Source organism: Microbacterium kyungheense (assembly GCF_006783905.1).
Taxonomy (GTDB): Bacteria; Actinomycetota; Actinomycetes; order Actinomycetales; family Microbacteriaceae; genus Microbacterium; species Microbacterium kyungheense.
In genome coordinates, this window is record NZ_VFPE01000009.1 from 49,241 (window position 1) to 60,481 (window position 11,241).

The 11,241-nt window shown below is 69.1% G+C and carries 8 protein-coding genes; 2 read left to right on the top strand and 6 right to left on the bottom strand.

Annotated features, from left to right (window positions below; genetic code table 11):
- Positions 1–15: 15 nt before the first annotated feature.
- From FB391_RS19415 to FB391_RS19425, 3 genes are all read right to left on the bottom strand, one after another.
- Positions 16–399 (bottom strand): SHOCT domain-containing protein, encoded by a 384-nt coding sequence (locus FB391_RS19415; protein ID WP_141896829.1) that lies wholly within the window; start codon positions 397–399, stop codon positions 16–18.
- A 208-nt stretch (positions 400–607) separates the two neighbouring features.
- On the bottom strand, positions 608–2,443 hold the full coding sequence (locus FB391_RS20040; RefSeq protein WP_141896830.1) for an ATP-binding cassette domain-containing protein: 1,836 nt from the start codon (positions 2,441–2,443) through the stop codon (positions 608–610).
- A complete protein-coding gene (locus FB391_RS19425; protein ID WP_185843177.1) occupies positions 2,440–3,522 on the bottom strand; it encodes an ABC transporter permease in 1,083 nt (360 codons plus the stop codon). Before FB391_RS19425 ends, FB391_RS20040 begins: the two co-directional genes overlap by 4 nt.
- Positions 3,523–3,587: 65 nt before the next feature.
- On the opposite strand from FB391_RS19425, the gene FB391_RS19430 reads away from it, so the two are divergent.
- On the top strand, positions 3,588–4,223 hold the full coding sequence (locus tag FB391_RS19430; protein WP_141896831.1) for a TetR/AcrR family transcriptional regulator: 636 nt from the start codon (positions 3,588–3,590) through the stop codon (positions 4,221–4,223).
- 188 nt (positions 4,224–4,411) lie between these two features.
- Here the strand turns inward: FB391_RS19430 and FB391_RS19435 are convergent, their stop codons facing one another.
- A complete protein-coding gene (locus FB391_RS19435; RefSeq protein WP_141896832.1) occupies positions 4,412–5,275 on the bottom strand; it encodes an endonuclease domain-containing protein in 864 nt (287 codons plus the stop codon).
- Between the two features lie 383 nt (positions 5,276–5,658).
- Complete coding sequence (gene cls / locus FB391_RS19440; protein WP_141896833.1) at positions 5,659–7,125, bottom strand: cardiolipin synthase; 1,467 nt, start codon at positions 7,123–7,125, stop codon at positions 5,659–5,661.
- A 47-nt stretch (positions 7,126–7,172) separates the two neighbouring features.
- On the opposite strand from cls, the gene FB391_RS19445 reads away from it, so the two are divergent.
- Positions 7,173–8,816: a SulP family inorganic anion transporter gene (locus FB391_RS19445; protein WP_141896834.1), complete on the top strand. Its 1,644-nt coding sequence runs from the start codon at positions 7,173–7,175 to the stop codon at positions 8,814–8,816.
- Positions 8,817–8,877: 61 nt separating this feature from the next.
- On the opposite strand, the gene FB391_RS19450 is transcribed toward FB391_RS19445, so the two are convergent.
- On the bottom strand, positions 8,878–11,199 hold the full coding sequence (locus tag FB391_RS19450; protein WP_141896835.1) for an arylsulfatase: 2,322 nt from the start codon (positions 11,197–11,199) through the stop codon (positions 8,878–8,880).
- Between the last annotated feature and the right edge of the window lie 42 nt (positions 11,200–11,241).

The following is an 11,241-nucleotide window of genomic DNA, read 5'->3' on the forward strand; positions in this document are numbered from 1 at the left end:
TTCCGATCAGGGCTCTCAGGCCGAGAGCGCCTTCGCCTTCAGTGAGTCGAACTCGGCCTGCGTGATCGTGCCTGCGTCCAGCAGCGCCTTGGCCTTCGCGACCTCGTCGGCCGGGCTGGCCGCGGTGCCCGCCGTCTGGCGGATGTAGTCCTGCTGCGCCGCCTGCAGCGCACGCGCCTGCGCGATCGAGCGCTCCTGCATGCCCTTGCCGCGGGCGATGAGGTACACCAGCGCCGTGAGGAACGGAACGAAGATGAGGAAGAGGATCCACACCGCCTTCCACCACCCGTTCAGCTTCTCGTCGCGGAACAGGTCGCCGATGATCGAGAAGATGACCATCAGGTAGGCGACGAAGACGAAGACCCAGAAGATCCACGCGAGAAGGTCCCAGAAACCCATAAGCGGTACGCCAATCTGTCGGACGGGCCCCACAGCCCGTCGCTGCAACGAAGGGAACAGCGCATCGCGCGCCGTTCTTGTCGCGACACTACTCCCAACGTGTCGCGGAGGGCATCACTCGAAAAGGGCGATTATCCGGATGCCCCGAGCGTTCCCGTTCCGGATACCAGGCGTTCCGCGGCGCCGGGGCCGCCGGCATCCACCTCTCTCAGGACTCCCGCAGGACCATGGCTTCTTCGAGGGTCGGCGCGACCTCGTCGACGGCGGCGGGGATGCCGCCGAGCGCCTCGCGCACACGGTCGGGCGCGACGCCGGCGACGCGCACCGTGCGGCCCGCCAGCATCGTCGGGAGCCCGGCTTCTCCGAGCGCCGTGAACGCCCGCTGCCACTCGGGCGTCGTCACCACGACGGCCGTCACCCCCGCGGTGAGCTCGGCCGCCGAGCCGAGCCCCAGCAGCCGCCCCTGCGACAGGAGAGCGAGGCGCGTGCACTGCTCGGCCTCTTGCATGTAGTGCGTCGTGACGATCACACCGCGTCCGGCCTCGGCCTGCGCGTGGATGGTGTCCCACAGCCGTGCGCGCGAGAGCGGGTCCACGCCCGACGTGGGCTCGTCCAGCACGAGCAGCTCGGGCTCATGGGCGAGCGCCAGCGTGAACGCCAGCTGACGCTGCCGCCCGAGCCCGATCGAGCCCACGGTCTCGCGCTCGACCTCGGCGAGCGACGCCGGCAGGTGCGGCCGCGGCATCCGGTACACGCGCGCGAAGAACTCGGCGTTCTCGTCGACGCTGATGGTGCGGTACAGCCCGAGGCCCTGCGGCACGTACCCGAGGCGTTCCCGCGAGGCCGCGTCCGGTGCCCGCCCGAAGAGCTCGACCGTGCCGGCGTCGGGGGCATCGAGCCCGATGAGGGCGCGCAGGAACGTCGTCTTGCCGGCGCCGTTCGCACCGATGAGGCCCACGATCTCGCCGGTGGACACGTCGAGGCTGACGTCGTCGACGGCCAGCTGCGACCCGAACCGCCGAGTGACGCCGCGTCCGGCCGCCACGACCGCCCCGGCGACGGGACCGTCGTGGCGGGTGGCCGAGGGACCGGGCTCGCGCTCGTGCGCGGGGCCGGACCGCTCACCGGGGTCGCGCGCGAGCGTGTAGGCGATGAGCGCGTCCTCGAGGTCGGGAGTGACCGCGCGCGGGGCGGGAGGCTCTGCCGGGGTGGGGGTGACGGCTGGGGTGCGGACGGCGGCGTCATCGGACGCGGCGGCGATCCACTCGTGCCGGACGCGCCCGCGTCGCCACGAGTTCCACGACGGCGTGTCGCCCGGGTCCAGGGCGATGCGGCCCGGCAGCGCTGCGACGATGCGGTCGGCCGTTCCCGCGGCGATCACGGCGCCGCGATCGAGGGCGGTCACCGACGCTGCGCGCGCGGCCTCGTCGAGGTACGTGGTGGCCATGAGCACCGCCCTGTCGGCCGCGGCCGTCGCCGCGATGAGGCGCCACAGCTCGACCCGGCTCACCGGGTCGACGCCGGTGCTGGGCTCGTCGAGCAGCACGAGCCGCGGCTCGTGCAGGATCGCGAGGACGAACCCGAGCTTCTGCCGCATGCCGCCCGACAGGTCCCAGCCGAGGCGGTCGCGCGCCGCCGTGAGCCCGGCGCGCTGGAGCAGCTCGTCCGAGCGCCGGCGGACGCGCGACGCCGACATGCGGAACGACTGGCCGACGAACGCGATGTTCTCGGCGACGCTCAGGCTGTTCCACACGCCCGAGGTGGACGGCTGATATCCGATCTCGGCCTTCGACAGCGTGCGCACGGCGCCGGCCGACGGGGTGATCCGCCGGGCCAGCACCCGCAGGAGCGTCGACTTGCCCGCGCCGTCGCCGCCGACGACGGCGGTGACCTGCCCGGCCGGCACGTCCAGGGTGACCTCGTCGAGCGCCACGGTGTCGCCGAAGGCGACCCGGATGCCCTCCACGCCGACGTCGATCGCCGTCGCAGCGCTCGCGCCCGCGCCGGCGGCGCGCGTGCGCCGCGTGGCGCCTGCGCCGCTCATCGATGCGCTCCGTGGCGGCGAGGCTTCGCGGGCGTGATGCCCGCGTGCAGCCGCAGCACCGCGAGGCCGAAGAGCACGATCGCCATCACCAGGAGGATCGTGAGAGGCAGCCACAGCGAGTCCCACCCGGCCCCGCGCAGCATGACGCCCTGCGACACCATCGTGAAGTAGGTGAGGGGCAGCAGGTAGCCGATCCACCGCACACCGGCGGCCATCGCGTCGAGCGGGAAGATCATGCCCGAGAGCAGGATCTGCGGCAGCAGCAGCATCATGGCGCCCTGGATCGCCTGCCCCGAGGTCTTCGCGACCGTCGAGATGAGCACACCCATCCCGAGCACCGCGAACAGGAACAGCGCCGCCCCGACGGCGAAGATCCACACGCTGCCGACGAACGGCACGCCGAACAGCCAGATGCCGAGCACGGTGATCAGCACCATGTCGAGCGATGCGAGCAGGAAGTACGGGCTGATCTTGCCGAGGATGACGCTGGTGGCCTTGAGCGGCATGACCGCGAGCTGCTCGAAGGTGCCCGCCTCGCGCTCGCGCACCAGCCCGATGCTCGTGATGATCGTGCCGATGAACGTCAGGATGAGGCCGATGATCGCGGGCACCATCACCCACGACGTCTTCAGGTCGGGGTTGAACAGCATCTCGATGTCGAGCTGGGGGCCCTGCGGGTTCTGCGCGAGCTGCGCGCTGAGCTGGGTGAACACGACCTGGGCGGACTGTGCGGCGAAGAGGTTCGACCCGTCGATGTAGACCGTGAACGAGGTGTCGTCCTCGGCGTAGATCGCGACGTTCGCGGTGCGATCCACCAGGGCCTCCTGCGCGTCGGCGGCGTCGCCGTCGACGTCGGTCGACACGACGTCGAGGTGATCGCTCAGCTCGTCGTTGTCGTCGATGAGGTCCTCGATCTGCTCCGCCTGCGCGCCGACCACGGTCACGCGGAGCGTCTCGACGGTGAAGTTCGCGGCGTAGCCGAAGATCACCAGCAGCAGGAGCGGCATGACGACGAGCATCCCGAGGGTGAGACGGTCCCGCCGCAGCTCCTGGAACTCCTTGAGGAAGATGGCGCGCATACGCGCATTATTCACCGTGCGACGAATTACTGGCAAGGGGTTCGTCGAGCCCCTACGCTGGGCCCATGGCCGACCGCGATGCCACGGCTCCGCGCCGTCGCCGCGGCCGCCCCCGTGGCGGCCGGACCGAGGCGCGCGAGCAGATCCTCGCGGCGGCGGCGACGGAGTTCGGCGACCGCGGCTACGACGGCGCGACGATCCGCACGATCGCCGAACGTGCCGGCGTCGACTCGGCGCTCGTGCACCACTACTTCGGCACCAAGGCCGATCTGTTCGCGGCCGCCATCGACATCCCGATCAACCCGGCGAGCGCCATCCCCGAGGTGATCGGCACCGATCTCGACACCGCCGGCGAGCGCCTCGTCCGCTTCGTCCTCGAACTGTGGGACCGCCCGGCGTTCCGCGACCGCGGTGTCGCGATGCTGCGCTCGGTGATCGGCAACCGCCGGACGGCCTCGCTCATGGTCGGCTTCGTCTCGCGGGAGCTCATCCGCCACATCGGCGAGCGCATCGCCCCGGGCGACGAAGGACGCACCCGCGCCTCGCTCGTCGCGAGCCAGGTCGTCGGCCTCATGGTCACGCGCTACGTGCTGGAGCTCGAGCCGATCGCCTCGACGCCCGTCGACGACCTCGTCGCCGCCATGGGCCCCAACCTCCAGCGCTACCTGACCGGCCCCCTGACCCCCGCCGCCTCCGCGTGACCCGATGCCTGGCCCTGCTGCACGCTGCGGGGCGGACGGGGGCGCTCGGCTCGGGCGGTCCGCGCTCACACATTCGTCCTCAATTGAGGACCGGCACCGAACTGCGGAGCGAACCCGCTGATCGGATCCGCATCCCGGCACTCGTCCTCAACTGAGGACGGTTCCAGAAGACGCTGGTGCGATTGCTGTCAGCGCGAACGGTGCAGGTTCTGTGCGACAGCCTCCATGATGAGCTTCTGCACGGCCGGCCAGTCCCCGATGATCATCTGGTAGCTCACGCGGATCACGTGATAGCCGTGGAGCAGGAGCTTCGCGTCGTGTCGAATGTCCTCATCACGCTGCGCACCGACGTGGTGCCCGCCATCGATCTGCAGGACGAGCCGATCACCGATGAGGAAGTCGACGCGGTGTCCGAGCACCCATGCCTGCGGCACGATCCGCAAGCGGAGCCACCTCAGCCGTCTGGGGACGATGGTCTCGAGACCTGAGTCCGCGAACGGCGTCGCTTCCGCCAGAACAGCACGCGCCGAGGCCGGCAAGGGGAGTCGGGCGAGCACGTCCCGGTCCACGAGTCTCTTGTTGAGGGCGGAGTCCCAGATGACCAGTGCATTATCGAACGGCACGCATTGGGCGACGGCGACCAACGTGTTCTCGATGCCGTCCTCGAGCGTGTGCGGCGGCCGTGGCATCACCGGCGCGAACCAGTGCACCACCGCTCTTGGCGCGTCGGTCTCGCCGTCACGGGCGACGCGCACGCCACCAGAGGCCGGCGGAGCGCACACGTGGGGCAGGTCGCCCTCATCGAGCACCCACAAGCCCAGTCGTCGCGCGCGCGTCACGCATCCGATGACGACGCCCGCTCGCGCCGCAGCCACCAGCAGCGGATCGGTTGCAGGCAGCGCCAGCCAAGAGCGACGAACCCGTTCCAGCTGACCGGCGGCGACGGCTTCCGCGAGCTCCCGCTTGGTGCACGTTCGACCGACGAGTGTTGACTGCCGGGCGATGCCGCTGCTCGCCTGCAGCGTCTGCCTCCAGGTGGGTTCTGCCGCCATGAGACGAGCATGAAGGCGAAGTGGAGATCCTCGCCGAGGGCCCCCACGATCTGGGGAGAACGGCACCTGGCCGCCGCCTGTGGAGGAGACGGCACTCCCCGGCCGCCGGCATCCTGCTTCCTCAATTGAGGAAGAGCGCCGAGGTGCCGACGCGAAGGCGGAATCTCGCCCGCAGGTGAGCCCGCGTCCTCAAACGAGGATCGCGAGCCTGGACGGACGCCCGGCCAAGACTCCTCAGTCGAGGAGCAGTGCCCGGATGCGGACCGGATCGTGATACGTCGGCCGCCACCCGGCGCTCGTCCTCAAATGAGGACGCGGAGCGGCCAAGCGGCCGGTGTGCAGAAGATTCAGTGGATGCCGCGACCCCGGCATGCCGGCTGCCGTCAGTTCAGGGCGGACGTCAGGCGTGCGACGCCGTCGAGGAACGTCGCCTTCGCGGGCTCGCGGCGCCACTCGTCGAGCGTCAGCTCGCGGCCGGCGTCGCGGTACGCCTGCTCGACCTCGCGCATCTGGGCGACGAACGACGCTCCGAGCACCAGCATCGAGACCTCCATGTTGAGGCTGAAGGAGCGGATGTCCATGTTGCTCGAGCCGATGACGGCGATGTCGTCGTCGATCGAGAAGTGCTTGGAGTGCAGGATGAACGGCGCCGGATACATGAAGATGCGCACCCCCGCCTGCAGCAGCGCCTCGTAGTACGAGCGCTGTGCGTGGTAGACCATGCCCTGGTCGCCGATCTCGGACACGAACAGCTGCACATCCAGGCCCCGCTCGCAGGCGGTCGTGATCGCGTAGACCATCGCCTCATCGGGCACGAAGTAGGGGCTCGTGAGGATCACGCGCTCGGTCGCACCGTGGATGAGCGAGAGGAACAGTCGCAGGTTGTTCTCGGTCTCGTACGCCGGCCCGCTCGGCACGAGCTGGCAGACGAGGTCTCCGGCGGCGGCGAGCTGTGCGGCCGGGACCTGCTCGTCGTCGAGCATCACGCCGGTCTCGACGAGCCAGTCCGACAGGAACACGGCATCGATCTCGGCGACCGCGGGCCCCTCCACCCGCGACACGAGCTCCTGCCACTTGAGTCCGCGCTTCAGGTTCTTGGGCGTGTTGTAGCTGCGGTCGATCAGGTTCTGCGAGCCGACGAAGGCGGTGCGGCCGTCGACGACGACGATCTTGCGGTGGTTGCGCAGGTCGGGGCGCTGGTACTTGCCCTGGAACGGCTGGACCGGCAGCATCCAGGACCAGATGACGCCGATGCGGTCGAGTTCGGCGAACGTCCTCTTCTGGCCGACGGCCTTGCGCGAGGCGACGTGGTCGGCGAGCAGGCGGACGGTGACGCCGCGCTTGACCGCGTTCTCCATGGCGGTGAAGAACACCTCGGTCGTCTTGTCCCACGAGACGATGAAGAACTCGACGTGGACGTACTTCTGGGCGGTGTCGATCGCCGCCGCCATGGCGATGATGGATGCCTCGTAGTCGCCGATCAGGTCGGCCCGGTTCCCACCCACCGGCGGCAGGCTCGTCAGCTTCTCGTTCTGCGTGGTGACCCTCGTGAACCACGTCGGCCACGACGAGGGATCCGCCTTCTCGTCCGCGACCGCCGCCACGCGGTCACGGATGATCCCGTCGATGCGGGCCTGCTCGGACCGCCGCTTCTTGGGCAGCTTGACGTTGCCGATGAGGAGGAACAGCACGATGCCGACGACGGGCAGCAAGAAGATCAGCAGCAGCCACGACATCGCCGCGGTGGGCTTGCGCCCCTTCGGGATGATGATGAGCGCGGTGATGTTGACAGCGAGCACGACGAGCGCGCCGATCGTCCAACCCAGGTTGGCGAAGAATCCGGAGTCCACGTGAGCAGTGTGCCGCATTCCGCGGCGATCCCGGTACATTCGCGAGGGTGACCTCGACCGCCACCGCTTCCGGGCGCCCTCGCTGGCTGCTGCCCACCTTCGTCGGATACCGGCGCGAGTGGCTCCTGCCCGACATCGTGGGCGGCCTGTCGGCCGGGGCTGTCGTGGTTCCGCAGGCGATGGCGTACGCGACGATCGCCAACCTTCCGGTGCAGGTCGGCCTCTACACGTGCATCCTCCCGATGCTCGTGTACGCGCTGCTCGGCGGCAGCCGTGCCATGAGCGTGTCGACGACGTCCACGATCGCGACGCTCACCGCGACGACGCTTGTATCGGCGGGCGTTGCGGCGAGCGCCGACGATCCCGACGCAGCGCTCGGTTCGCTCGTGCTGCTGACACTGCTGGTGGGCGCGATCCTCCTGATCGCCTGGCTGCTGAGGCTCGGGTCGCTGGTCGAGAGCATCAGCGGCGCCACCGTGCTCGGTCTCAAGATCGGCGTCGGCGCGACGGTCGCGGTCGGCCAGTTGCCGAAGCTGCTCGGCGAGACGGGCAACGTCTCGGGTGAGGGTTTCATCAATTCCCTGGTCGCGGTCGGCAAGGCCCTGGACAGCGTCAACCCGCCCACCGTCGTGCTCTCGGTGGCGTCGATCCTGGTGCTGGTCCTGCTGCAGCGGTTCGCGCCGCGCGTGCCGGGGACGCTCATCGTCGTCGTCGGTGGGATCCTGCTCAGCGCGTTCACCGGGATGACCGCGGCCGGGGTGGCGCTCATCGACCCGGTGCCGTCGGGGTTCCCGCTCCCGTCCCTCCCCGACTTCACGCACCTGCCCGAGCTGGTGCCCGGCGCGCTCGCGATCGCCATCATGGCGTTCCTGGAGTCCGCGGCCGTGGCCCGCGGCATCCGCAAGGCGACCGAGCCGCAGGTCGACAGCAACCAGGAGCTCTTCGCGACCGGCGCCGCCAACGTCGTCGGCTCGTTCTTCACGACGATGCCTGCGGCAGGCGGGTTCTCGCAGAGCGCGGTCAACCAGAACGCCGGGGCGAAGACGCTGCTGTCGACGATCGTCACGGTGGCGCTGGCGATCCTGGTGGCGCTGTTCCTCGGCCCGGTGCTGAGCCTGCTGCCGCAGGCGACGCTCGCAGCCATGGTGTTCGTCGCCGTCATGGGGCTCATCAACATCCCCGAGCTCGTGCGCTGGGCGCGCATCAGCCGGATCGACTTCTGGATCGCGCTCGTCGTCGCGCTCATCGGCCTGTCGGCCGGGCTGCTCCCCGCCGTCGCCATCGGCGTCGTCATGACGCTCGTGCTCGTCCTGCGCGAGGTGAACATCCCCAAGCTCGACATCACGGGCCGTGAGGGCGACGCCCTTGCCGTGCACCTCGGGCGCGGCCTGTACACGGCCAACGCGGCCGAGAACGCCCGGGCGATCGTCGCCCTGGCGACGAGCCAGACGCCGCCCGTCGATGCCGTCGTGCTCGACGTCGAGCGGCTTGACATCGTCACCGTCACGATCCTCGACGCGCTCGAGGACCTCGACCGCGAGCTGACTCAGCTGGGCATCGTGCTGCACCTGGTGCGGCTTCCCGAGAAGGCCACGGCCATCGCGCGCAAGACCCCGTGGTTCGAGGGACTCGAACGGGCGGGCCGCGTGCACGACACCGTCGACGAGGGTCTCGCTGCCGCGTCGGTGTGAACCCGGCCCGGACATGACGAGGGGGTGGATGCCGCGGCATCCACCCCCTCGTCTGCCCGTGTCAGTCGCTCGCGAGCTTCGCGGCGAACTCCCTCTCGATATCGATGTAGTGATCGTCTGCGACGTCGTAGACCACCTCGTGGATCTCGCCGCCGGTGAAGGCGAACCGGTTGGGATAGGCGATCGTCACGGTGTCGCCGGAGTCGTATCCGACGCTCAGACCTTCGCCGGTCAGGGCGTAGCGGCCGAGCTGCGTGCGGATGTCGGCGGAATCCACGGCCTGGTCGTCCACGTAGAGCGTCAACGTGCCGAGGGCCTCGCCATGCTCGCCATGGCCCTTCTTCTCGAACCCGACCCCGACGACGTGGCGGCCCTCGGAGGGCGCGCCGGTGGTGACGCGCTGCTCGGGTGGGATGCCGAGGAAGTTGTACACGAACGACAGCTCGCCGTCCTTCACGTACAGGCTGTAGCCGCCGAAACGCGACCCCTGCGCGACGATGACACCCTCCGTATCGGAGGTGAAGTCGACGTCGGCGAGGATCTTGAACGACACCTGCTGCGTACGCGCGGCGAGTTGCTCCTGCACCTCGGTCGTGCCGGGGTAGTAGATGTAGCGGCCGTCGACGGGCACGGGCAGGTGGTACTCGAGCTTCACGAGCTCGGGGACGCTGAGGTCGTTCAGCGGGAGCACACCGTACTTGTGCGCCTCTTCGAGCCAGAGCGCGGTGAGCTCCTCGAGCTTCTCAGGATGCTCGGTGGCGAGGTCGTGCGCCTCTGAGCGGTCCTCGTCGACGTGGAACAGCTGCCAGCGGTCCTTGTCGAAGTTCCCGAGGCCGATGGGAATCGGCCCGTGTTCGGCGACGGCCTTCCACCCCTTGTGCCAGATACCTCGGGTGCCGGCGAGTTCGTAGTACTGGGTCTCCTTCTTCGTCGGCGCATCGCCGCTGTCGAAGGTGTAATTCATGGAGACACCGGGCATCGGTGTCTGCTCGACGCCGTCCACGACGGAAGGCGCCGTGACGCCGCAGGCCTCGAGGATCGTCGGCACGATGTCGGTGCAGTGGTGGTACTGATCGCGCACCTCGCCCTTCGCGGCGATGCCGGCCGGCCAGTGGATGATCAGCGGATCGGCCGAGCCACCCGCATACGAGTACCGCTTGAACATGCGGAACGGCGTCGAGAAGGCCACGGCCCACCCGGTCGGATAGTGGTTGTAGGCCTCGGGGCCGCCGAGCTCGTCGATCATCTCGAGGTTGTGCGCGACGTCGTCGGGGTAGCCGTTGAAGAAGAGGTTCTCGTTGACCGAGCCGCTGGGGCTTCCCTCACCCGAGGCGCCGTTGTCGGCCGCGTAGATGATGAGGGTGTTTTCGAGCTGTCCCGACTTCTCGAGATGGTCGATGACGCGGCCGACCTGGGCGTCGGTGTACTCGCTGTACCCCGCGAAGACCTCGGCCATGCGGCTGAACAGCCTCTTCTCTTCGTCGCTCAGCTCGGCCCAGGGTCGCACCGCGTCGCCGGGCGAGAACGTCCCCTCCGTCATCGGGTTGATCTCGGTGAGTTCGGTGCCCTCGGGCAGGATGCCGCGCTCGATCATGCGCGGCAGCACCCACTCGCGATAGGCCTCATAGCCGTCGTCGAAGACACCCTTGTACTTGTCGATGTACTCCTGAGGCGCGTGATGGGGGGCGTGGTTCGCGCCGGGGCAGAACCACAGGTACCAGGGCTTGTCGGGGTTTGACTGCTTGGTGTCGCGCAGCATCCGGATCGCCTGGTCGGCGAGGTCCTTCGACAGGTGGTAGCCGTCCTCGGGCATGTAGGGCTGATCGATGTAGTGGTTGTCGACGGCGAGGTCGGGGTACCACTGGTTCGTCTCGCCGCCGATGAACCCGTAGAACCGGTCGAACCCCTGACCGAGCGGCCACTCGCTCCGATCCGAGCCGCTGGAGAGGGCGTTGACCGGCACGTTGTGGTTCTTGCCCACCCAGTAGGTCGACCACCCCGCGTCGCGGAGGATGCGTGCGATCGACGCGTTCGACTTCGGGATGTGCCCGCTGTAGCCCGGGAAGCCGACCGCCGACTCGGAGATCGTCGCGAAACCGTTCTGGTGATGCGTGCGACCGGTGAGGAAGGTGGACCGCGTGGGCGAGCAGAGCGATGTCGTGTGCCACTGCGAATACGTCAGACCGTTGTCGGCAAGGCGCTGAAGGGTCGGCATCTTGATCCGCCCGCCGTACGGCTCCCATGCCGCAAGGCCGGTGTCGTCGTAGAGGACGACGAGGACGTTCGGCGCATCCTTCGGCGCCTTCGTCAGCTCGTAGGCGCCCCAGTCAGGCGTCGAGTCGCGGATGTCGAGTTCGATCTTCCCCTGGAAATCGCGAGGCACAGGGCTCTCCTTCGTTGACGTGTCGAGGGCACCCGGAGCCCC

Excerpts from the sequence above, each read along its gene's own strand:
- FB391_RS19415 (WP_141896829.1), bottom strand. The coding sequence starts at position 399 with ATGGGTTTCTGGGACCTTCTCGCGTGGATCTTCTGGGTCTTCGTCTTC.
- FB391_RS20040 (WP_141896830.1), bottom strand. The coding sequence starts at position 2,443 with ATGAGCGGCGCAGGCGCCACGCGGCGCACGCGCGCCGCCGGCGCGGGC.
- FB391_RS19425 (WP_185843177.1), bottom strand. The coding sequence starts at position 3,522 with ATGCGCGCCATCTTCCTCAAGGAGTTCCAGGAGCTGCGGCGGGACCGT.
- FB391_RS19430 (WP_141896831.1), top strand. The coding sequence starts at position 3,588 with ATGGCCGACCGCGATGCCACGGCTCCGCGCCGTCGCCGCGGCCGCCCC.
- FB391_RS19435 (WP_141896832.1), bottom strand. The coding sequence starts at position 5,275 with ATGGCGGCAGAACCCACCTGGAGGCAGACGCTGCAGGCGAGCAGCGGC.